The organism is Streptomyces sp. CB09001, assembly GCF_003369795.1.
Taxonomy (GTDB): Bacteria; Actinomycetota; Actinomycetes; order Streptomycetales; family Streptomycetaceae; genus Streptomyces.
Window position 1 is genome coordinate 7,564,993 of the sequence record NZ_CP026730.1, and the last position, 22,567, is coordinate 7,587,559.

21 protein-coding genes are annotated in these 22,567 nt (G+C 68.8%); 13 read left to right on the top strand and 8 right to left on the bottom strand.

Annotated features, from left to right (window positions below; genetic code table 11):
* Positions 1-265: 265 nt before the first annotated feature.
* Positions 266-1,399, top strand: coding sequence for an epoxide hydrolase family protein (locus C4J65_RS34860; RefSeq protein ID WP_205351115.1), 1,134 nt, complete (start codon positions 266-268; stop codon positions 1,397-1,399).
* A gap of 84 nt (positions 1,400-1,483) precedes the next feature.
* Here C4J65_RS34860 and C4J65_RS34865 read toward each other — a convergent pair whose 3' ends face one another.
* Positions 1,484-3,286 carry a thiamine pyrophosphate-binding protein gene (locus C4J65_RS34865; protein ID WP_115746050.1) on the bottom strand — a complete coding sequence of 601 codons (1,803 nt, stop codon included), beginning with the start codon at positions 3,284-3,286 and terminating at the stop codon, positions 1,484-1,486.
* 61 nt (positions 3,287-3,347) lie between these two features.
* Between C4J65_RS34865 and C4J65_RS34870 the strand changes: the two genes are divergently transcribed.
* Entirely contained in the window at positions 3,348-4,133 is a 786-nt protein-coding gene (locus C4J65_RS34870; protein WP_115746051.1) for an IclR family transcriptional regulator, read from the top strand.
* 26 nt (positions 4,134-4,159) lie between these two features.
* Here C4J65_RS34870 and C4J65_RS34875 read toward each other — a convergent pair whose 3' ends face one another.
* Positions 4,160-5,188, bottom strand: coding sequence for an alcohol dehydrogenase catalytic domain-containing protein (locus C4J65_RS34875; protein WP_115746052.1), 1,029 nt, complete (start codon positions 5,186-5,188; stop codon positions 4,160-4,162).
* 134 nt (positions 5,189-5,322) lie between these two features.
* Here C4J65_RS34875 and C4J65_RS34880 point away from each other — a divergent pair, with 134 nt between their 5' ends.
* Together C4J65_RS34880 and C4J65_RS34885 are read left to right on the top strand one after the other, a co-directional pair.
* Positions 5,323-5,874 (top strand): cupin domain-containing protein, encoded by a 552-nt coding sequence (locus C4J65_RS34880; protein WP_115746053.1) that lies wholly within the window; start codon positions 5,323-5,325, stop codon positions 5,872-5,874.
* 10 nt (positions 5,875-5,884) lie between these two features.
* Positions 5,885-6,283 (top strand): YciI family protein, encoded by a 399-nt coding sequence (locus tag C4J65_RS34885; protein ID WP_115746054.1) that lies wholly within the window; start codon positions 5,885-5,887, stop codon positions 6,281-6,283.
* Between the two features lie 66 nt (positions 6,284-6,349).
* Here C4J65_RS34885 and C4J65_RS34890 read toward each other — a convergent pair whose 3' ends face one another.
* The 5 genes from C4J65_RS34890 to C4J65_RS34910 all read right to left on the bottom strand — a co-directional run bounded on the left by C4J65_RS34890 (position 6,350) and on the right by C4J65_RS34910 (position 11,312).
* Positions 6,350-7,012, bottom strand: coding sequence for a TetR/AcrR family transcriptional regulator (locus C4J65_RS34890; RefSeq protein ID WP_115746055.1), 663 nt, complete (start codon positions 7,010-7,012; stop codon positions 6,350-6,352).
* A gap of 72 nt (positions 7,013-7,084) precedes the next feature.
* Positions 7,085-7,672 (bottom strand): 3-isopropylmalate dehydratase small subunit, encoded by a 588-nt coding sequence (gene leuD, locus C4J65_RS34895; protein ID WP_115746056.1) that lies wholly within the window; start codon positions 7,670-7,672, stop codon positions 7,085-7,087.
* Positions 7,673-7,678: 6 nt separating this feature from the next.
* Positions 7,679-9,097, bottom strand: a complete 1,419-nt coding sequence (leuC, locus tag C4J65_RS34900) for a 3-isopropylmalate dehydratase large subunit (RefSeq protein WP_240330587.1) — start codon at positions 9,095-9,097, stop codon at positions 7,679-7,681.
* A 254-nt stretch (positions 9,098-9,351) separates the two neighbouring features.
* Positions 9,352-10,392, bottom strand: coding sequence for a 3-isopropylmalate dehydrogenase (locus C4J65_RS34905; protein WP_115746058.1), 1,041 nt, complete (start codon positions 10,390-10,392; stop codon positions 9,352-9,354).
* A 143-nt stretch (positions 10,393-10,535) separates the two neighbouring features.
* Positions 10,536-11,312 (bottom strand): IclR family transcriptional regulator, encoded by a 777-nt coding sequence (locus tag C4J65_RS34910; protein WP_115746059.1) that lies wholly within the window; start codon positions 11,310-11,312, stop codon positions 10,536-10,538.
* A 39-nt stretch (positions 11,313-11,351) separates the two neighbouring features.
* On the opposite strand from C4J65_RS34910, the gene C4J65_RS34915 reads away from it, so the two are divergent.
* The 9 genes from C4J65_RS34915 to C4J65_RS34955 all read left to right on the top strand — a co-directional run bounded on the left by C4J65_RS34915 (position 11,352) and on the right by C4J65_RS34955 (position 20,722).
* Positions 11,352-12,266: an acetaldehyde dehydrogenase (acetylating) gene (locus C4J65_RS34915; RefSeq protein ID WP_115746060.1), complete on the top strand. Its 915-nt coding sequence runs from the start codon at positions 11,352-11,354 to the stop codon at positions 12,264-12,266.
* Entirely contained in the window at positions 12,266-13,324 is a 1,059-nt protein-coding gene (dmpG, locus tag C4J65_RS34920; protein ID WP_115746061.1) for a 4-hydroxy-2-oxovalerate aldolase, read from the top strand. The genes C4J65_RS34915 and dmpG overlap by 1 nt, the downstream gene beginning before the upstream one ends.
* Before the next feature lie 3 nt (positions 13,325-13,327).
* Positions 13,328-14,152 (top strand): 2-keto-4-pentenoate hydratase, encoded by an 825-nt coding sequence (locus C4J65_RS34925; RefSeq protein ID WP_115746062.1) that lies wholly within the window; start codon positions 13,328-13,330, stop codon positions 14,150-14,152.
* Positions 14,145-14,786 carry a 4-oxalocrotonate decarboxylase gene (locus C4J65_RS34930; protein WP_115746063.1) on the top strand — a complete coding sequence of 214 codons (642 nt, stop codon included), beginning with the start codon at positions 14,145-14,147 and terminating at the stop codon, positions 14,784-14,786. Before C4J65_RS34925 ends, C4J65_RS34930 begins: the two co-directional genes overlap by 8 nt.
* A gap of 12 nt (positions 14,787-14,798) precedes the next feature.
* Entirely contained in the window at positions 14,799-15,458 is a 660-nt protein-coding gene (locus C4J65_RS34935) for an NAD(P)-binding domain-containing protein (protein ID WP_115746784.1), read from the top strand.
* A gap of 145 nt (positions 15,459-15,603) precedes the next feature.
* On the top strand, positions 15,604-17,970 hold the full coding sequence (locus C4J65_RS34940) for a SpoIIE family protein phosphatase (RefSeq protein ID WP_240330669.1): 2,367 nt from the start codon (positions 15,604-15,606) through the stop codon (positions 17,968-17,970).
* A 61-nt stretch (positions 17,971-18,031) separates the two neighbouring features.
* Positions 18,032-18,736, top strand: a complete 705-nt coding sequence (locus C4J65_RS34945; RefSeq protein WP_115746065.1) for a TetR/AcrR family transcriptional regulator — start codon at positions 18,032-18,034, stop codon at positions 18,734-18,736.
* A gap of 417 nt (positions 18,737-19,153) precedes the next feature.
* Entirely contained in the window at positions 19,154-19,780 is a 627-nt protein-coding gene (locus C4J65_RS34950; protein ID WP_162833497.1) for a hypothetical protein, read from the top strand.
* Positions 19,781-19,915: 135 nt separating this feature from the next.
* Positions 19,916-20,722, top strand: a complete 807-nt coding sequence (locus C4J65_RS34955; RefSeq protein WP_115746067.1) for an alpha/beta hydrolase — start codon at positions 19,916-19,918, stop codon at positions 20,720-20,722.
* Positions 20,723-20,812: 90 nt separating this feature from the next.
* On the opposite strand, the gene C4J65_RS34960 is transcribed toward C4J65_RS34955, so the two are convergent.
* Positions 20,813-22,300, bottom strand: coding sequence for an NUDIX domain-containing protein (locus C4J65_RS34960; RefSeq protein ID WP_115746068.1), 1,488 nt, complete (start codon positions 22,298-22,300; stop codon positions 20,813-20,815).
* Between the last annotated feature and the right edge of the window lie 267 nt (positions 22,301-22,567).

The following is a 22,567-nucleotide window of genomic DNA, read 5'->3' on the forward strand; positions in this document are numbered from 1 at the left end:
GCCGCTCTTCCGTCGAACGGCAGCTCGGCCGTCCCGTTGTGCCACGCCTCTTTGCCGCGTTCGGCCTCGGCACGTCGCCGGTGCCACGGGGCAGCCGGCGACCGGACCACCGTCCGGCACGCCCTCCCGGCCATCGCCATTCTCCTGGCCCTGTCGGCTGGAATAGCAGGCAGCACCCGCCGGTTGCCGGACGGACGCGGGCCGAGCGACCCCGACACCCAGGCACACACCGCCGTCATGTGAGAACGAAACCCCGGAGATTCCTATGTCCCGCCGCTCGCCCGTGATCGCCGTCTCCGACTCCGAGCTGAACGAGCTGCGCTCACGACTGCTCCACACACGCTGGCCAACCACCTGGCCCGCCAGCGGACGGAACGCCGGCACCGACCCCGGAGAGCTGCGACGCCTCGTCACGTACTGGGCTTCCGGCTACGACTGGCGTGCCCACGAAGCCGCCATCAACGCCCTGCCGTCACACTTCGCGGACATCGACGGCACCCCGGTCCACTACCTGCGCTTCGACGGCGAACACCCCGGCTCCCTGCCGATCGTCCTGACCAACGGGTGGCCCAGTTCCTTCCTCGAACTGACCACCCTCGCCCGCCGGCTGGCGACGCCGTCGCGGTACGGGGGCGACGCCGCCGACGCGTTCACCGTCATCGTCCCCTCCCTGCCCGGATTCGCCTTCTCACCTCAGCGGCCCTCGCTCACCGAGCCGACGCAGACCCATGAGATCTGGCACCGGCTCATGCAGGACGAGCTCGGCTTCGAGCACTACGCCGCGCACGGGGGAGACCTGGGCGCCGGCATCACCTCCCGACTCGGCGAGGCCCACCCCGAGGCCGTGGTGGGCATCCACCTGATGGCGATCGCCGGCCCGGTCGCCTACGACCCTGCCGGTGTCACCCCCGAGGAGCAGGAGTACCTCGACTCCGTCGCGGCGTGGTCCGCGGACGAGGGCGGCTACCTGCACCAACAGAGCACCCGCCCGCTGACGCTGAGCTATGGTCTGGCCGACTCGCCGACCGGCCTGCTTGCCTGGATCGTCGAGAAGTACCGGGCGTGGAGCGACGGAGAGGGCACTCTTTCGTCCCGCTTCAGCGACGACTTCCTCCTGACGCAGGCATCCCTCTACTGGTTCACCCTCACCATCTCGACCTCCTTCCGGCCCTACTACGAATACGCCCAGGGGCTGACAAAGAGGGTCGAGCGAGTCGATGTACCCACCGCTCTGGCCCTGTTCCCGGCCGACCTCACCCAGCCGCCCCGCAGCTGGGCCGAGCGCACACACCACATCACCAGGTACACGCGCATGCCCCGTGGCGGACACTTCGCTGCCCACGAAGAACCCGAACTCCTCGCACACGACCTCACCGAGTTCTTCCGCGCCCACCGGTGAACACCGAGCTCTCGCCATACCTCGGGGCGCCGGCCGCAACCGCGTGACCGGCGCCCGCACGGCCGAGGCCGAGAGCGGCGCCGATCAATCCTCCGGCACGGCGTACACGTCGTGCGGGTTCAGCGCGGACATGATGTCCTGATAGCGGTCGTCCTTCGTCGTCTTCGCCACCACGACCGAGACACCGGACCTTCCCCGAGCCTCCCGGATCTCCTTCCGCGCCGCGTCGAGGGTATCCACCGACCGTGCGAAGGCACCGATGGCAGACGCCACCGCCGTGTAGTCGAGACTCCCGAGCTCGGACGCGATCACCCGGCCCCGCTGACCGTTGTAGACCCAGCCCAGGACGTTGTTGTCCAACACCACCACCGTGAGGCTCACCCCGAGCTCCACGGCGGACACCAGCGAATGCAGGGACATCGAGAATCCCCCGTCGCCGCACACGGCCACGGTGGGCCGGCCCGGGAAGTCGACCGCTGCCGCGATCGCGGCGGGAATCGCGTAGGCCATGCCGCCGCCGCCGTTCGGCTGAAGGACGGTACCGCCGGGCTTGGCCTGGAAGTCGCGCAGCACGAACAGCCGGTTCTCGCCGGCGTCACAGGTCACGACGGCCTCGTCGGCGAGTTCCTCGGACAGTACGCGTACGACGTCGCGCGCGCTGAGCCTGCCCGGTTCCGAAGAGAAGGGCCGGTCGAAGTAGCCGTGCTTTGCGCGAGCGGCCGCGACCCGGCGTGCGCCGTCGGTGGTCCGTCCCGCGCTGTGCCGCAGGCGAATCAGTGTGTCCGCGGCGTCACCGAGCACCATCACGTCCGCCGGGTAGGTCCAGGAGAGGTTGAGGGGCTCGACGTCGAGATGCATGATCTTCTGCCGACGGGCGTTGATGAGTGCGGGATGGGCGTTCGCCGTGTCCGTCGCACCCAGCTTCGTTCCGACGGCGATCACCAGGTCCGCGTCCCCGACGACGGTGTTGGCCGTGTCGTGTCCGAACGAGCCGATGACTCCGACCGCGAGTGCGTCGATCTCCGGGAAGGTGCCCTTGCCGGCGGGCGTCGTGGCGACCGGCGCGCCGATGGCGCGCGCGAACGCGAGCAGCTGCTCCTCCGCCTTGGCGAGCCGGACGCCGTTGCCGGACACGATCACCGGTCGCGACGAGGCGCGAAGCAGGTCGACCGCGGAGTCGATCTGGGAGTCCGGGGCAATCGGTGCGGCGGGGCTTGCGTAGGAGCGGTCGGGATACGTGGGTGGCTGCACCGCCGGGTCCAGGCGCTCGAACAGCGAACGTCCGTGGAAGATCACGGCGACCGGTCCGGGTTCACCGCTCGTCGCGTGCTTGATGGCGAGCTGCGTCATCTGCAGCGCCTGGGTCGGATCCCCGGCGACGAAGGTGCGCTTGGTGATGGCGGACATCGCGGCCGGCAGGTCGTAGGCACCGTAGCCGCCGAAGCCGGCCTGGTAGGGGCCGAGATGGGAGTAGGCGCCGCCGTCTGTCGCGTCGATGAGCAGCACCACGGGGGACGCCCCCAGATGCGCCTCCATGATGCCGATCCCGGCGTTGCCGAGGACCCAGGCACCCTGAGCGATGACGAAGGCGGGCCGACCGGTCAGCCTGCCGTGCGCCTCGGCCATCACGGTGGCGATGGACTCCTGGCGGACGAGGTGCGTGTCGACGCGGTCCCGCAGCGGAAACAGCGCGTCGTAGATGCGCATGGTGTAACCGCCCGGTATCCCGAGCACGATGGGGCGTTCCTGCCCGGCGATCACCTGGGCGACCGCTTGGGCTCCGGTCGGCGGGCGTGAAGCCCGCTCATCGGAGCCCGACGGGATCGGCTCACTGACAGTGCTCATCTTCACTCCTTCGAGGATTTCAGATAATGAAGCTGATTTCATACTCTCATATGGAGAGGGTGTCGGGAACCTCTCCCCGTCCCGGGACTAAGGTGAGCGAGTGATGGCATCGGGTTCCGAGAAGAAAACCGCAGCGACCACGCTGCAGACCGTCGAGCGGGCGCTGGCCTTCCTCGAACTGGTAGCCGTGTCCAGCAGCGAACTGACCGTCCGCGACGTCGCCGGGCGCCTGGGCGTCAACCTCACAACCTGCTACCACCTGTACAACACGCTCGTCGCGCACGGGTACGTGGAGCGCAACCCGGATCTCACGCTGAGGGTCGGCCGGAAGGCCGCGGTCCTCTATGACGGCTACCGCAGGGGCTTCTCAGGGCAGCGGCGGATGCAGGACTTCGTCGCCGAACTGGCCGCCGAGACTACCGAGACGGCCTGGCTCTCGACCCTCACCGGCGATTCGGTGGTCCTCACCGCCTACGCCGAAGGCCCTCAGCCCGTTCGGGCCACTGGTCTGTATGTCGGGCTCACCGGGCTGGAGCACGTCCGTTCGTCGGGGAAGGCGGTCCTCGCCCATCTCGACGAGGACCGGCGTGAACGCATACTGCAGAAGTCGCTGTCCGGCATCGCCCCGGCCCAGCACACCGAGATCCGGGAAGCGCTCGAGCGCGATTTCGTCGTGACTCGTGAGCGTGGCTGGGCCCTGGACGACGAGGACTACAACGCCGGAATCGTGGGTGTGGCCGCGCCGTTCTTCTCACCGGACGGTGCGGTGCTCGGTGCGGTCGGCGTCTGGTCGCCGACGGCCCGTGCGCACCAGTCGCTCGACGTGCTGGCCGAGTTGCTGGTGGCCGCGGCGCGGGAGGCCGGCTCTCTGTTCGGCCGGATGGACTGACCCGGAGGGCCCATCGGGCCGGCGGGTCAGGGCTCCACGACGACTCGCACGGGGGAGTTGCGCCGATCCGCGAACATCCGGATGCCTTCGTTGACCTCGTCCAGCGGCACGACGGCGCTGATCGAGGCGCGGAGGTCGAGCGAGCCGTCGGCCAGCTTGGCCGCCACTTCGGAGATGTCGGCCGCGGTGTATCCGTAGATGCCGGACACGCGCAGCGCCCGGCGCATGAAGTGCGCGGGAGAGGTGAGCGTGAGCGGTTCGCCGCCGATGCCGACGACGGCGCAGTGGCCGTTGACCCGCAACATCCGCAGCGCCGTGGTGAAGGTGATCCCGATCCCGACGCAGTCGACGACGCCGTCGAGTCCGTCCGGCCGTTGCGCCGCGTCGAGGACCTGTTCGACCGTGTCGGGCGAGGCGGGGTCGATCGCGGCCAGCGCACCGGCGTCCAGGCAGCGCTGACGTGCGACCGGATCGGTGTCGACCGCGACGACCTGCGCGCCGCGGGCGACCGCGAGGTGCACTGCCTGCATGCCGAGGCCGCCGGCGCCGATGACCGCGACCACATCGCCCGGAGCGGCCCGCAGGGCCCGAACGGCATGGTTGGCCGTGCCGGCGGATTCGATGAGCGCCGTTTCGGGGAACCCCACGTACTTGGGCATGACGGTCAGGTTGATCACGGGCGCGACCACGTACTCCGCCAGGGCCCCGTCGAGTTGAATGCCGAGGATCCTGCGCCGCGGGCAGAAGTTGACCTCCCCCGCCCGGCAGAAGCGGCAGACCAGACAGCCGACCATCGGGTTGACGAAGACGTGGTCGCCCGCGGCGACGCGGTGGCCGGCGCTGTCGTCGACCGCCTCGACGACGCCCGCGATCTCGTGGCCGAGGGTGATGGGCGTGAACGCGGTCGGTGTGTGTCCTGCGGTGATGTGGACGTCCGAACCGCACAGGCCGACGGCCCGCACGCGTACGAGCGCCTGGCCGGGGCCGGGCCGGGGCCGGGGGATCGAGGTGATCTCGAGGGGTGTACCGGGGGCGGTGAATCTGGCCGCCTTCATGGCGTCACTCCTATATTCGAAGTGTATTTCAAATAATGTAACACCGTGCTAGGCTGGCGAGACAGTCCAGGCGAGTGACCGCGAAGACGGGACGCGGATTCGGGTCACCCCGCAGGCACGAAGGAGTCGCCAGCATGCCCGTTCGCCCCCACCTCGTGGTCACCGGCCGGGAGGCCGACGGCACCTCGGTGTTCGTCACCGACAAGCCCGCCGACCCGATCGAGGTCGCTGCCATGCCCGGCTCGGAGATCTACCTTCTCTGGGGGACGGAGGACGGCACCCCGGCCGTCGGCACCGGGCCGCGGCAGCCGAAGCACCTGCCCTATTTCCCCGGCACCGGCGGAACCCGGATCCTGTTCCACCGTTTCGCCCCCGACTCCTCGGCGCCCGAGCCGGTCGGTGACGAGGCTGCCCGGGCCGCCGAGGTGGCTGAGAAGCTCCCCGGGCTGCTCGATGTGTTCGAGCCGGACCACCCGGGCATGCACACCACCGATTCGGTGGACTACGGCATCTGCCTGGAAGGCGAGATGTATCTGGAACTGGACAATGGCGAAGAGGTCCGGCTGACTCCCGGCGCCTGCGTCGTCCAGCAGGGGACCCGCCACGCATGGCACAACCGCAGCGACAAGCCCGCCCTGATGTGCTACGTGCTCATCGGTGCCGAACGGGACTCGTACACAGCATGAGGAGACAGACGTGACCGAAGTGGAACCGACCGGCGAGTCGGTACCGACCGGCGACGGACTGGTTGCGCTGAGCCGGCAACACCAGTTGCTGGCCCTGCCCATGTTCGTCCTGACCAGCGTCCCCACCGACGCGGGTATCGCCGCGGTGATGGAGGCAATCCCGGCACACGGGGACTACTGGGCCAAGTTGGAGGAGGAGGGCGTTCTCTTCGCCGGCGGTCCGGTGCTGTCCGGGCACGGCTCCGATCCGTGGTCGGGCCGCGCCATGTTCATCTTCCAGGCGCAGTCACTCGACGCGGCACGCGCCGTCGCCGAGGCGGATCCGATGCACACAGGCGGTGCCAGGCAGTACGAGCTGCGTCCATGGCTGCTCAATCACCTGGTCGTCCCTGACGGAGTGAAGCCCTGACGGACCCTTCCCTTTCACGGCGCGTACCCGCCACTGTCCTCCCGGCGGGCCCCGCGCCGGATCGGGTCAGCTCGAAGGGCTGGAGAAGTCCGGCACTGTCGCAACGATCGTAGATATCGTCATGTTGGTGCACAGGTCGACGACAAGATCGATCGGCACGTCTTCGTCGTGCGTCAGCCAGTCGATGATGACCCTGTCGGTGAATCCGAGACATCCGGACAGGGCGGAGCGTAGAAAGGGCGACGCCTCGCCCGGCGGAAGGTCCAGCAGCTGCATGAAGGTCGTGACTCCGCCGTGATGGACGGATTCCCGGATAGTGGCTTCCGCGGTGTCCCCGGGGCTTGCCCGAAGCAGCCCGAGCAGCACCTGCGGGTGGCTGCGGAAGTACTCGAAGTGACGACGTATGATGCCGCGAATCTGCGCCGCGGCATCTCCGTCCTCGGGCTGTGGTTTTGTGAATGCCTGAAGATCCGCGAATACCTGCTCCAGGACGGCCACGTAAAGGTTTCGTTTGCTGCCGAAGTAATACGAAACCAGACCGTGAGCGACCTCGGCCTCATCGCAGATATCGTCAATAAAGACGGAATCATAAGCCCGTACGGAAAACAGCTTCAATGCCGCGGCCACCAGGCGAGACCGTCGGTCTACGCTCTGGCTTTTGTCGGCGGACGCCTCGTTCCGAGTTTTGCGCTGCGACTTCGAAGGGCGGCGGTCAGGCATCTGGAGCATGTCTCCAAGCGTATGTGCACTGCAATGTGGCGGTAGTGGTCGATTGTAGGTGACGCCGGTGCGTCCTCGGAGTCAGAGTGTGACGGGCTTGAAGGCCGGGCGGCCCTGCTCGAAGGCGTCGATGGCCCCGACGTTGCGGAGTGTGAGTCCGATGTCGTCGAGACCTTCCATCAGGCGCCGACGAGTGTAGTCGTCGATCTCGAAGCCGGCGGTCAGGTCCCCGCACCGCACCTCACGCGCGTCGAGGTCGACGGTCACCTCGGTGGCCGGATCGGTTTCGACTGCCGTCCAGAGCTGCTCCACGGTCTCTTGCGGCAGCACAACGGTCAGCAGCCCGCCCTTGAGCGAGTTGCCGCGGAAGATGTCGGCGAAGCGGGCGGAGACGACGGCCTTGAATCCGTAGTCCTGCAGTGCCCACACCGCGTGCTCACGGGAGGATCCCGTGCCGAAGCCCGGCCCCGCCACGAGGACCGTGGCGCCCTTGTGCTCCGCCCGGTTGAGCACGAACCGGGGATCGGCCCGCCAGGCGGCGAACAGCGCGTCCTCGAAGCCGGTGCGGGTGACCCTCTTGAGGTACTCGGCCGGGATGATCTGGTCGGTGTCCACGTTGGAGCGGCGCAGCGGAACGGCCGTGCCGGTGTGGCTGACGAACTTGTCCATGACTCCTCAGACCTCCGGTGACTCGGGCAGATCGGAAGGCGCGGACAGGTGCCCGGTCACGGCAGTCGCCGCGGCCACGAGCGGCGACACCAGGTGGGTGCGCCCGCCCTTGCCCTGCCGGCCCTCGAAGTTCCGGTTCGACGTGGAAGCCGCACGCTCGCCGGGGGCGAGCTGGTCGGGGTTCATGCCCAGGCACATCGAACAGCCGGCGAAGCGCCATTCCGCGCCCGCGGCCTCGAACACCTCGTGCAGTCCCTCTGCCTCCGCCTCGATGCGCACGCGCGCGGAGCCGGGGACGACCAGCATGCGTATACCCTCGGCGACCCTGCGCCCCTTCAGAACCCCGGCTGCGGCGCGCAGGTCCTCGAGCCGGCCATTCGTGCACGAACCCAGGAAGACCGTGTCCACCGAGATCTCCCGAAGCGGCATTCCCGGCGTCAGACCCATGTACTCGAGCGCGCGCTCGACGCCGTCGCGCACGTTCGGGTCGGCGATCGCGGCCGGGTCTGGCACGGATCCGCTCAGCGGGGCGCCCTGTCCCGGGTTGGTACCCCAGGTGACGAAGGGGGTCAGTGCGTCGGCTTCGACGGTGATCTCGGCGTCGAACCGCGCGTCCTCGTCGGTGTGCAGCGTCGACCAGTGGGCCAGCGCCGCGTCCCAGTCCTCGCCCTGCGGGGCGTGGGGACGTCCTTCGAGGTAGGCGTACGTGGTGTCGTCAGGGGCGATGAGCCCGGCACGGGCCCCGGCCTCGATCGACATGTTGCACACCGTCATCCGGGCCTCCATGGAGAGGTTCCGGATGGCCTGGCCCCGGTATTCGAAGACGTAGCCCTGTCCGCCGCCGATGCCGATCTTCGCGATCACCGCGAGGATGAGGTCCTTCGCGGTCACGCCGGGCTTCAGGGAGCCCGTGACGTTGATCGCCATCGTCCTGAACGGCTTGAGCGGCAGTGTCTGGGTGGCCAGGACATGCTCGACGTCGCTGGTGCCGATGCCGAAGGCGATGGCGCCGAACGCGCCGTGGGTGGACGTGTGCGAGTCGCCGCAGACGATCGTCATGCCGGGCTGGGTGAGGCCGAGCTGCGGACCGATGACGTGCACGACACCCTGGTCGGCGTCGCCGAGGGGGTGCAGCCGGACACCGAACTCGGCGCAGTTGCGGCGCAGCGTCTCGATCTGGGTGCGCGAGACGGGGTCGGCGATCGGCTTGTCGATCTCCAGGGTGGGGGTGTTGTGGTCCTCGGTGGAGATGGTCAGATCCGGTCGGCGGACCTTGCGGCCGGCGAGCCTGAGCCCATCGAAGGCCTGAGGGCTGCTGACCTCATGGACGAAATGCATGTCGACGTAGAGGAGATCGGGTTCGCCGACGGCGCGGCGCACCACATGCGCCTCCCAGATCTTCTCGGCCAGCGTCAGCGGCTGCACTGGCGCAGCGTGTGCGGCTGTCATCGGGATCTCTCCAGTTTGTGCGGTCTCGCCTGCTTGCCCCGGACGCGCCTGCCGACGGGCCGGCGCGTCCGGGCTGCTGCGGGATTCGATGGTGGCCGGGCGGCACACACCACCTGTTCGGTGTGTGCCCGGCCGCACCCTGGCACTCGCGGGCCCAGCTCGTGTTCAGCGGCTGCACCTGGGACCGGGGAGGGTAGGCGTCGTGCCGGTCCCGATGTCGGGACCGGCACTCACGCCGATGCTCGCTGGGCGATGTCCGACCCGACCTGCGTGGTCGACCGCTCACCTTGTGGGTTGAGCAGGTCCTCGGCGACGGCGGCCTCGATCCGGGCCGCTGCCTCGGCATGTCCGAGATGCGACAGGAGCATCGCCGCGGACAGGATCGCCGCGGTCGGATTGGCCTTGGACTTCCCCGCGATGTCCGGAGCCGAGCCGTGCACCGGCTCGAACATCGAGGGCGCCGCCTTCGACGGGTTGAGATTGCCGCTCGCGGCGAGTCCGATGCCGCCGACGATGGCTGCGCCGAGGTCGGTCAGGATGTCGCCGAACATGTTGTCGGTGAGGACGACGTCGAACCTCTCGGGCTGCGTCACGAAGAACATCGTCGCCGCGTCCACGTGCTGGTAGTCCACCGTGACGTCCGGGAACTCCTCGTTGAGAGCCTCGACGATCCGCTGCCAGAGTTCACCGGCGTAGGTGAGCACGTTGGTCTTGTGCACGAGCGTGAGCTTGCGACGCGGCCGGGACGCGGCCACGGAGAACGCGTACCGTGCGACCCGCTCGACGCCGAACGCCGTGTTGTAGCTCTCCTGGGTCGCGATCTCCTGCGGCGTCCCGCCGCGTATCACGCCGCCGGCGCCGGTGTAGACACCTTCCGTGCCCTCACGAATGACGACCATGTCGATGGTCTCCGGGGTGCCGCTCCTGAGCGGCGAGGTGACGCCGGGGAGAAGCTTCACGGGGCGCAGGTTCACGTAGTGGTCGAGTTCGAACCGCAGTTGCAGCAGCACTCCCCGGTCGATGATCCCGGGGGGCACCGACGGGTCCCCGATCGCGCCGAGCAGGATGGCGTCGTGCTCGTGGAGCTCCTCAACGACCCTCTTCGGCAGCGTCTCGCCGGTGCGGTGCCACAGCCGTGCGCCGAGGTCGTACTCAGTGGTGTCGAGGCTGATGTCGGGCGCCGCCGCGCGTAGTACCTTGAGGGCCTCGGCAGTGACCTCGGGGCCGATACCATCGCCGCCGATCACGGCGAGCTTGATCGATGAAGGCATGTGTGAGTCCTTACTAGGGACGCCTGGCGTCCGATGATGTTGGCGCGCTGGTCGAGTGCGGCCGCGCCAAGACGCTGCAGACGGCTTACCGTATCGATGCTAGAAGCCAGGTTGACCTCAAGTCAAGCATTTTTGACTTCAGGTCAAGCGGGGTCGCGCCGGCGCAGTGTGCGCGAGATGCCGAGGGCCGCGGTGCGTACGGCGGGAGCGTACCGTTCCGGATCGAGCCGGTTGGTCCAGCCCGTGATCGATATCGCCGCCACCGCGGTGCCCTGGGGGCCTTGAACCGGTGCCGCTACGCAGGTGATACCGACCGTGGACTCCTCGCGTTCGAGCGCGACCCCCGACTCGCGAATCCTGTCGAGCTCGGCTCTCAGCAGACCAGGGGCGACGACCGTGCGCGGCGTGCGGCGACGCAGGCCGGCCGCGAGCACCTCCGCGAATCGCTCGGGCGGCCCGAACGCCAACAGCGCCTTCCCCACCCCGGTGCAATAGGCGGGCATCCGACCGCCCACACGGGAGGACACCAGGGGGCCGCGGCGGCCGTCAAGCTTCTGCACGTAGATCACCTCGACACCGTCCGGTACCGCGAGATGGACGGTCTCGTGCGTCGCCTCGAAGAGATCGGTCAGGAACGGGGCAGCGGCCTCGCGCAGACCGCGCTGACTCGGCACCAACTGACCGAGTTCGAACAAGCGCATGCCCAGTCGAAAACCATGCTCACTTCGCTCCACGATCGCCCATTCGGCCAGCTCGCCCAGCAGGCGAAGAATCGTGGGCTTGGCGATCCCCGTGCGTCGATGCAGCTCAGCGAGGCTGAGCTGCTCGTCCCCGGACCGGAACGCACTGACCAGAGTCAACGCACGCCCCAGCACCGAATTCGGTGCCAATGGGTCGACGTTCCGCTGAGTGGAGCGCATCGCTTCATCTTCGACAGGGGCGCTTGACACTGTCAAGCAATGACCGCAACAAGACTGACCGCAGCGATCGTGGGGCCGGGCAACATCGGCACCGATCTGCTCGAAAAGCTGCTGCCGAATCCATTTCTCGATGTGCGCTACATGGTCGGCATCGCCGAATCGGACGGCCTGGCCCGCGCCCGCGCAAAGGGCCTCGACGCCAGCGCCGAGGGAGTCGACTGGCTGCTACGCCAGGACCCGCTTCCGGACATCGTGTTCGAGGCGACCTCGGCCAAGGCGCATGAGGCCAACGCGCCCCGCTACGCCGAGGCCGGGATCAAGGCCATCGACCTGACCCCGGCCCACCTCGGACCGATGGTGTGCCCGCCGGTCAACCTGCAGGCGCATCTGGACGCCCCGAACATCTCGATGATCACCTGCGGCGGCCAGGCGACGATCCCGATCGTCCACGCCGTCTCCCGGATCACGCCGGTGCCCTACGCGGAGATCGTCGCCTCGGTGTCCTCCCGGTCGGCCGGCCCCGGCACACGGGCCAACATCGACGAGTTCACCCTCACCACGAGCCAGGCGGTCGCCGAGGTGGGCGGCGCCCAGCGCGGCAAGGCCGTCATCGTCCTGAACCCGGTCGAGCCGCCCATGATCATGCGCGACACCGTCTACTGCATGATCGGCGCCGACGCCGACCGCCCGGCCGTCGCTGCCTCGATCCACGAGATGATCACCGAGGTCCAGCAGTACGTCCCCGGCTACACGCTCCGGGCGGAGCCCCAGTTCGACGACCCCGCCGAGGAGTGGGGCGGAAACGCACGCGTCGCGGTGTTCCTGGAGGTCAAGGGCAACGGCGACTATCTCCCGCCCTTTGCCGGAAACCTCGACATCATGACCGCGGCCGCCGCCCGAGTCGGCGATCTGATGGCCCGCGCCGCCCTCGGACCGGATCTGGAGGCCAAGTGATGACTCGCCCCACGCTCACCCACGACGTACGGATCATCGACACCACGCTGCGCGACGGCAGCCACGCGATGGCACACCGTTTCACCGAGACGCAGGTGCGCGACACCGTTCGCGCGCTGGACGCCGCGGGCCTCGAATGGATCGAGGTCTCGCACGGAGACGGCATCGGCGGATCCACCTTCAACTACGGATTCTCCGGCACCGACGAGATGCAGTTGATCGCCGCGGCCCGCGAGGAGACACGGAACGCGCGGATCGCCGTACTCCTCGTGCCCGGCATCGGCACCGTCGAAGACCTCAAGCGCGCCCACGACGCCGGCGCCGAGATGGTTCGGGTCGCCACCCACTGCACCGAGGCCGACGTCTCCGTACAGCACTTCGCCGCCGCGCGTGACCTGGGGATGGAGACGGCCGGCTTCTTGATGATGGCGCACCGCGCATCACCCGAGAAACTGGCCGAGCAGGCCCGCATCATGGTCGACGCCGGATGCCAGTGCCCGTATGTGACGGACTCGGCCGGCGCGCTGCTCATGCACGAGGCAAAGGCCCGCTTCGAAGCGCTCGTGGACGAGGTCGGCAACGAGGCGTGGGTCGGCTACCACGGTCACCAGAACCTCTCCCTCGGCGTGGCCAACTCGGTGCTCGCCCACGAGGCCGGGGTACGTTCGATCGACGGTTCGCTGTGTGCACTCGGCGCCGGCTCCGGCAACTCGCCGACCGAGGTGCTCGCCGCCGTGTTCGAACGACTTGACATCGACACAGGGCTCGATGTATCCAAGGTGATCGACGCGGCCGAGGACGTCGTCCGCCCCTATCTCCCTCGCTGGCCGAAGATGGACCGCAACGCGATCGTCCAGGGCTGGGCCGGGGTCTACTCCAGTTTCCTGCTGCACGCCGAACGCGCCGGAGCGCGCTACAAGGTCCCCGCCCACCACATCCTGAAGCGCTGCGGGGAACTCGGCTACGTCGGGGGCCAGGAGGACATGATCATCGACGTTGCGATCCAGCTGGCGGCCGAGCAGGAGCAGCAGGGCTCGCTCGCCGCGGCGAGAGGGTGAGACATGGACACGGTAACGAGGGCCGAGGCGGCGCAGAAGCTGTTCGACGCCCATGCCGGCCGGAAGCCGATCGAACCGCTCATCGAGTCGTATCCCGACATGACGGTGACCGACTCGTATGAGATCCAGCGGCTGCAGATCCGCCGGCGCGTCGACGCCGGCGCGAGGATCCGCGGTCACAAGGTTGGGCTGACGTCGGCTGCGATGCGACGGCAACTCGGTGTGAACCAGCCGGACTTCGGCGTGCTGCTGGACGAGATGTTCTGCGCCGAGAACACCGAGATCGACATCACGAAGTTCTTGCAGCCGCGGATCGAGCCGGAAGTCGCGTTCGTGCTCGCAAAGCCGCTGCGCGGCCCGGGGGTCACCGTCGCGGACGCGGCAGCGGCGGTGGACTTCGTGCTTCCCGCCTTCGAGATCATCGACTCCCGGATCACCGACTGGAACATCGGCTTCCTGGACACCGTGGCGGACAACGCCTCATCCGGCGCCCTGGTGCTGGGCAGCGACCCGGTCCGGCTGACGGCGACGGACCTCAGGTTGTCCGGCTGCGTACTGCACCGCAACGGCCGGGTAGTCGGCAGCGGTGCGGGCGGGGCTGTGCTGGGCTCCCCGCTGAACTCTCTGGCATGGCTCGCCAACACGGTCGGTCCGCTCGGCGTGACCCTGGAGGCCGGACACGTCGTGTTGCCCGGGTCGATCACCGCGTCGGTCCCGGTGGCCGGCGGCGACACCTTCTCCGCCGTCTTCGCAGGCATCGGCAGGGTCGCTGTGGCGTTCACGGTCGGTCAAACGCCCGAACTCGGCGAAGGAGCCCCCAATGAATGAGCGGCGGAACGAGGCAGGCGGCCATGTCATCGGCCTCTCGCTCGGCTCGTCCGGTCGAGACGAGCAACAGGCGGCCACCGCGCCGACGATCAGCTGGCTCACCGACGCCATGGTGCTCCGCACCGGCCTCCCCGTACCCGCTGACCTGGCGGACGCGCACGTCGTACCGGGGGTGGTCTTCCTGCTCGGAAGGCAGCTCACCGGCCCGGGCGCAAACGCCGCGACCGCCTTGGCCGCCGTGGACACTGTCTACGCGGGAGTCGAGATATTCGACGGACGGACCCCGGACCTCCACTCCGCGACTGCGAACGCGGCAGTCGGCAGCGCCTCGACGACGCGCTTGGTGACAGGCCCTGTCGGCCGCCGACCGGAGAACCTGGATCTCTCGCTGGAAGCCTGCCTGCTGGAGGTCGACGGCGGGGTGTTCGACTCCGCGACCGGCGTGGCGGCGTACGGCCATCCCGCCGAGGCCCTGGCGCTCGCAGCGAATGCCCTCGCCGAGCAGGACATCGCCCTGCAGCCGGGCTGGCTCGTGTTCACCGGCGGGCTGACCGGCGCCGTCCCCATCACCCGGGAGACGACGGTGGCCGCCTCGTTCACACACCTCGGCGTCATCACGTTGGAAGGACACTGAGAAATGACGACAGTGGGATTCATCGGAAGCGGACAGATCGGCAGTAGCATCGCGCGGCTCGCCGTCGAAGCCGGGCACCAGGTCGTGCTCAGCAACTCGCGCGGTCCCGAAACGCTCGCGGACACGGTCACGGAACTGGGGCCTCGGGCCTCCGCCGCGACGAGCGGGGAGGCCGCGGCGGCCGGAGACATCGTCGTGGTCACGGTGCCGGTCAAGGCCTTCCCCAGCTTGACCGCCGCGCCACTGGCAGGGAAGACCGTCATCGACACGTGCAACTACGGCCCGGCGCGTGACGGGCAGATCCCCGAGCTCGACAGCAAGTCGCTCACCTCGAGCGAGCTGCTGCTGCGGTACGCGCCGGACGCCAGGCTCGTGAAAGCGTTCAACAACATCTACTTCAAGCACCTGCTGTCCCTCGTCCGCCCGGTGGGGGCGCCCGACCGCTCGTACCTGCCGATCGCCGGGGACTCCGCCTCGGCGAAGGAGGCGGTGACCGCGTTCATCGAGTCCATCGGATACAGCGTGGTGGACGCGGGCTCGCTGGCCGACAGCTGGCGGCAGGCGACCGACACGCCGGTGTGGGGGACCCCGTACGGGCCGCCCTCGAACGAGAACGGCCGGCCGGCCGGCGATGAGGCCATCCACGCGGCCCTGGCCGCCGCAACGCGGTAGCCGCAAGGCTCCGCCATGCGTGGCCCGCGCGCCGGGGCTTTAATGGGACGTGACAGCTTTGTTGCCTGCGAAGTGAGGCAGCGTGGTGGCTCCGACCGCACCATCTCACAGGACTGACCACCGTTCTGGCGGAACGGCGGTGTTCATGCTGGACGAGCGGCGGACGGTGCTGGACCACGTGGACGCCGAGCCGGCCCTCACCGGCTGGTCCGCCGACGAAATCCGCGGGCTGCGGATGGCTGACGTCGTGGTGGCGCCGGCACGCTGGGAGGAGCACCTCGGTCATGGCGGACCGGTGACGTTCTGCGCCGTTCTGCGCTGCCGGGACGGTTCCGAGGCCGAGGTGGCCGTCGAGGCGGTACGCCTGCCTGCGGGGTCCGAAGCCCGGCTGTTGTTGTTCGCCGGCGCGATCGCCGGCAGTCATGTGGAGGACGCGGGGCTGGCGCACGCGTTGCTGGCTCAGGACCGGGTCGGGGTCGTCATGTACGACGCCGATCTGGTCATCACAAGGACGAACCTCGAACCTGTGCGTCCGGAGCGCAACCGACCGCGTGCGGAAAGTATCGGGAGAGGTGTTCGGCTGCAGGACTTCCTCGTGGCCGAGGACGCCGCGGCAATCGAGGATCAGCTGCGCAGGGTACTGGCCTCCGGCGAGGCGCTGTCCGGCCTGGAGCTACCGGCCCGGCGGCTCGGTGATGCCGCTGCGGAACGCGTGGTGTCGGTGTCGGCCTTTCGCGTCGCGGACCCGCACGGCCGGGTCATGGGAGTCACAGCTGTTCTCGCCGAAGTCGGGGAACCCGCTCCCACACGGCAAAGGCTGGCGCTGCTGCACTCGGCTGCGGGACGACTGGGCCAGTCCTTGGACGTCACGCGCAACGCCCAGGAACTGACTGCCATCCTGGTCCCGGAGCTCGCCGACCTGGCGGCCGTGGATCTCACCGACGAGGTCCTCAGCGGGGACGACTTGAGAGTGTTCTTCGTCGGCATGCAGGCGCGGCGCGTGGCCGTGTCGCCCTCGATCAGCGACTGGCCGGTGAACGCGCACAGACTGGGTGACGTCGTTCGTGGTGGGAAGGGGGAAGCTGCTGCGTTCCACGAAGGGAACACCATCCTGGTAGCTGATGTGGCCGCCTGGCGTGCGGGGCGCGTGCCCCGCGACAGCCCGTGGGACAGGGGGCAGACGTACGACGAGGACTTGCTGCGGCTGATGTTCCCGGGCGAGGCAGCCTCGGCGGTGTACGTTCCGCTGTTCGCGCGTGGCAACCTGCTGGGAGTGCTCGATGCGTGGCGCAACCCCGGCCGGCCGCCGTTCTCGGCCGGCGACGTTTCCCTGATCGAGGAGATCGCGTCCCGAGGATCGCTCAGCCTGGACAACGCCCGGCGCTATGTCCGGGAGCGGCGGACCACGGAAGTGCTCCAGCGCAGTCTGCTGCCACCGCCGGTGGTGCGCATGGCTGCCGTGCGGACGTCAGGGGCGTATGCGCCGGCCCGCACCGCCGCCGGAACCGGCGGCTGTTGGTACGACGTCGTACGTTTGTCGGGGGTCCGCACCGCCTTTGTCGTCGGCAAGGTCGCCGGGCACGGGATCCATGCCGCCGGCGCCATGGGGCGCCTGCGCTCCGCGGTGCAGACGCTGGCCGATCTTGATCCGCCTCCGGAGGAAATGCTCAGCCACCTCGACGACATGGTGCTGCACATCGGTGAGGACGAGAACGAGGACGGGCACGAACCGGAGCCGCCGGCCCTCGGCTCCCTGTCGAACGCGAGTTGTCTGTACGCGACTTACGACCCCATCACGGGCCAGTGTCAGGTCGCGACCGCGGGTGGTCTGTCCGCGGCCGTCGTCCGCGCAGGTTCCGCCACCGTGGACGAGATCCGCCTTCATCCGGGACCACCGCTCGGCGACGGCACGCAACCGTTCGAGACGGCGGAACTGCTCCTCCAGCCGGGAGACGTCCTGGCCCTGAGCAGCAGTCAACTCAACGTTGAACACATCCGTGACGGTGTCCACTCCGCCGCCGCACACGGAGACCTCTCGGTCACGGGCCTCACTGACAACGTGCTGGCACGGTTGCGGGACGAACCTCGCCACGAGGACCAAGCACTGCTCCTGGCCCACGTCGAGCGCATACCACCCGCACGGACTGCCTTCTGGCAGCTGTCCGCCGACCCCGCCCTGGTCGCGCGCGCCCGGGAACTGGTCAACGACCAACTCGTGGAGTGGGACTTGGAGGACATGGCCTTCAGTACCGAACTGATCGTCAGCGAGTTGATCACCAATGCCATCCGCTACGCTCACGGGCCCGTCGGCGTACGTCTCGTCAACGATCACCGTCTGGTGTGTGAAGTCTCCGACCCCAGCCAGTCCCAGCCCCACCTGCGGCGCGCACGCCTCTCCGACGAGGGCGGGCGCGGTCTGTTCCTCATCGCCCAGTTCTGCCATCGCTGGGGGAGCCGGTACACCCCGAACGGCAAGACCATCTGGACGGAGCAGCTCGTCGACGCCGGCTGAATCGACACGAGACGTTCGTCCGCATATTCGGAGACCACCCTCCGCTTGATAAGCTGACGTCATGGCAGCTCCGGGGAACACGCAAGCCGCCACACGGAAGCTCCGCGCGGATGCCCTGCGAAACAGGCAGCGCATCCTGGAGGCCGCCCGGCAGGTCTTCGAGGACCGGGGGCTGGACGCGCCGCTGGACGAGGTCGCAGAGCGGGCCGGTGTGGGCGCCGGCACGCTGTACCGCCGCTTTCCCACCCGCGCGGCCCTGGTCGAGGCAGCCTTCGAGAAGGAGATCCTGCAAGCCACGCGCATAGCCGAGGAGGCGCTGCATTGCGAGGATCCGTGGGTCGGGTTCAGCACGTACTTCGAGCGGCTCTGCAGCGCGATGGCCGCAGACCGGGGTCTGAGCGACCTGCTCACTCTGAGGCTGCCCACCTCAGATCTGGCCGCGGGGTGCCGGGATCGCCAGGCGCGCGCCGTGGCCGGCCTCCTGCGCCAGGCGCAGGAGGCCGGTGCCGTCCGGGACGACCTCGTCCCTGAGGACATCTTCCTGTTCCTTGTCGCCAATTCGGCGGTGACCAGCGTGACGCGCTGTTCCGCGCCCCACGCATGGCGGCGGCTGGTCGCACTACTGCTGGACGCCTGCCGGCCGGAGAACACCGGTCCACTGCCCGCAGCGCCGACTCCGCTGCAGACCATGCGGGCCGAACAGGAGCACGCGCAGGCCAAGGGGTTGGGATATGCACCCGGATCTGCACCCTCTCGCGGTGCGTGACACACGTCATACGTGTTACGGGAAATAAGCGGAGAGGAAAGTCCGGTTGTCCCTGATCGGAGAGCGGGAAATGCGTGAGCGCATTTCCCGCGCATTGCGACTCCGAATGATCAGGAGGCTACGAATGAGCCCGTCCAAAGCTGTGAAAAGCAGTACGTCCTCGTCGCCGGCCAGGCTGGAACCACCCCGGCGCGTCATGGCGCTCTGGGAGGCGGCCGCCGCCCACAACCTGGAACCTGGCTCCACCTACATCGTCGCCGGCGAACCTCGAAGACACGGCACCGGGGCGCCCCGGTGAGTTCCGCCGACGCCGGTGGCCATCACGGGTGGTGGCGGGCCCGGCGCACGGTGGACGCCGTCCGGTCCCCGTCGCGAGGGTCGCAGGTCAGGCGGGCCGTCGGAGGCGCGGTGGCGGGAGTGGCGGCGACCGCGGTCGTCTACATCGTGCTCCTGGTGATGCCGGGCCACGCGGAGACCTCGCACCATGCCGGCCCGATGCCGGTCTTCGCCGAACGTCTCCTCCAAGATGGGACCGCCCTTGGCGAGCGGGTGGCGTCGGTCGGACCGGATGCGGCCCATGTCCTGGAGCGCGTCAACACTCTTGCGCCGTGGTCGCTGGTCGCGCTCGGCCTGCTTTGGCTGGCCCGCCGTGACCAGACCCTCTATGTGCGGTTCGCGTCCGCACTGGTGCTGTGCGCCGCGGTGAATCTCGTCATCTTCCTTACCGGGCGGAGCGCACCGGTCCGCGAACTGCCGCTGGTCCATGGCTATTGGACCCTGCCCGCCATCCGCGCGGGCTGGTATGTGCTGCTGGCGCTGGTGGCCGCCGCCACCACTGTGAAGACATGGCCCCGGGTCGCTGTCACGCTGGTCGCGACGATCGAGGTGACGGTCGCGGTCGTGGGCACGGACCGGCAGATGCTCGCCGTCCTCTCCGCCGCGGTCGTACCCATCGCGGCGTGGTACTCCGCAGGGCGCCTCCGCCGCCGGAAGGCGAAGCCGCAGGCCGGCTCGGAGCCCTTGCCGTTGCCGCGGGCGGGCTGAGCGCCACGCGGGTCAACGTTCCGCTCGAGACAGCCGGATGGCATGAGCGGCGACAACCTCGGCCACAACACGCTCGCACGACACAAGCCAGTCCATCCATCCCTCACAAACAGCCCTTGCCAAGGTGATCTCCAGATGACTGAAAAAGTGCAATTCGAGAGCGTCGTCGGCCCTCAACTGGCCGGAACCATCGACCAACCGGAGGGCAAGATCCGAGGCTGGGGAATCTTCGTGCACGGGTTCACACTCGGCAAGGACTCACCCGCCGCTTCCCGCGTGAGTAGGCAACTGGCACGTGAGGGTATCGGAATGTTGCGCTACGACAACCTCGGGATCGGGGACTCCGGGGGCGATTGGGGGGACGGCTCCTTCACGATCAAGGTTCAGGACACCATCCGTGCAGCAGCACTGATGGCCGAGCGAGGCACCCCAGCAGACGTGCTGGTGGGCCACTCGTGGGGAGGCGCCGCGGCCATCGCCGCAGCAGCCGAGGCAACCGGAGTCCGCGCGGTGGCCACCATCGGGGCGCCTGTCGACCCCAGCCACGTCGAGAGACAGTACGACACGGTCATGGATCGCGTTCTCAGTGACGGGGCGCACGAATGGTTCGTCGGCGGGAGAACCCTGGTCCTCAAACGTGCCTTCGTCGACGACGTCCATCATGCTCGCCTGCGTGAGCAGATACGCGAATTGCGCCTGCCGATACTGGTCCTGCATTCGCCCATCGACAATACAGTCGACATCGCCAACGCCAGGGAAATCTTCCAAGAGGCGCGACACCCCCGAAGCTTCGTCTCCCTCGAGGGCGCAGACCATTTCCTGACCGGGCGAGGGCAAGCACAGCGAGCCGCCCGCGTCATCAGCGCTTGGGCCGACCAGTACGTCCACGAGTCGCGGCCTGCAGTGGACACATCACAGGCGATCAGAGTGCCGCACGGATAGCGTGTGGTCCAGGGAGGCGAGGTGGCTGTCGGTGACCTGCTTCAGGTACCCGGCGTCCGCCTTCGACGCGTGCGGGCATACGTCGCCTCCTCATGCGGGCCAGCCCGTCTCGCTGTACGGCTCCCCGTTTCGGATCCTTGCAATGGCCACCCGGGTGTAGGGGACGAGGTCGTCGGGGAGCGCGGCGGGGTCCCAGAACTTCCACTGGGTGCACTTGTCCGGCTCGCGCAGTTCCGGCTCGCCGCTCCAGGCGCGGACGCGGAAGAACAGGCCCGTGCGAGGGCGGTCCCCGGCCTTGTCGATGTGGTGGATCACGTGGGCGAGTTCGACGTCCTTGCGCTCGATGTGCAGGCCGGCTTCCTCCTGTGCCTCCCTGATCAGGCAGGTGACGGCGCTCTCCTGCTCGCAGTGGCCGGCCAGGACGTGCCAGGTGGACGGCGCGAACGCGGAGTCGGGGTGGCGCAGCCCGAGCAGTACCGTCCCGTCGGGCCGCTCCAGGTAGAGGTGGACTCCGATGACGTTGAGGACCGCGCCGTGCGGCGAAGCCCGGCGCTCCTCCTGTGGTGCGAGCCCGTTCTGCGGCGCGGTGCTGGGCGGGAGGCCGGAGGCGTGGCGCCGTACGAGGTCGCTGGTGGTGGACGCGATACGCAGGCGGTGGAGGTCGTGGGGGGCGAACCAGGCCAGCATCACCCCTTCTGTGAGTCGGAGGTCGCGGGGGTCACCGTTCCAGCGGCCGGCGTGGATGGCGATGGGCACCGTCGAGCCGGCGTCGTCGGTGGCGTACTCGGTGCCGAACGGTGTCAGGTCGGCGAGGTCGAGGCCGGCTTCCTCGGCCAGTTCGCGCCGTACGGTGTGTTCCAAGGTGGCGTCCTGGGGTTCTCGGCCGCCGCCCAGCAGGGACCACATGCCCGGCTCCCAGATCCGGCCGGGGAAGTAGTCGCGCAGGTGCAGCAGGTATTCTCCGCGGTCGTTGTAGATCAGCGCGGAGGCGTTGGCCCTCTCCGGTCCGGCCTGGAGCGGGAGCCCGAGGAGCTTCAGGCGCAGGGAAGGGGAGGCCGCCTTGTCCACGGGCCGCCACTCGACACCGCCGACCTGCTCGTCCCGCAACATCACCTCCACCTCCCTCGCGGTGTGCAGGCGGAAGAGGAACCGGAGGCCGAAGTGCTGGCGGCCCGGTTCGCCATCGCCCGGGTGGGCGTCGATGTCGTGGATGTCGATGTCGATGTCGAACGGCACCGTCTCGTAGCCGGGCCACGGCGCGACCGCCTGGGGCGGGATCCCGGTCTCCTCGTGCAGTTCCCGCAGCGCGGTCCCGGCCAGGGACTCGTCAGAGGGCTCGGCGTGTCCGCCGGGGACGAGGACCTTCCCGCTCGACCGGTGCCGAACGTGCAGGACGCGGCCGAGCGGGTCGAGGACGATCGCGCCGCAGGTGACATGTCCGGTGAGGGTGGAGCGGCCGGCGATGTCGGTGGGACGTTCGAGGGCGTCCAACAGTTCGCGGAGCCGCTCGATTTCGTGAGGGTGACGAGCGAGGTAAGTCTCGACGGCGGTGCGGATGTGGTCGTGCGACAGCGGCATGGGGCTACCTCGGGGGACGTGGAGCGGGACGAGTCGAGGCGGAGCGGGGTACGGGTCAGTTCGGTTCGGCTCAGCCGCGTCTCCTCCGCCGGCATCCCCTCGGCAGGGCGCCCCGCGGGCCGTGGTCCGGCCGTCTGGTGCAGCGCGGTATGGGCCATGGTGGAATGGTCCCGCACGAGCAACTCCTATGGGTCACTTCTGGACTCTGCCGATCTGTGCGGGCACCGTGTCGGGGCCGTGCCGGTCCTGAAGGCCGGCTGACGCAGC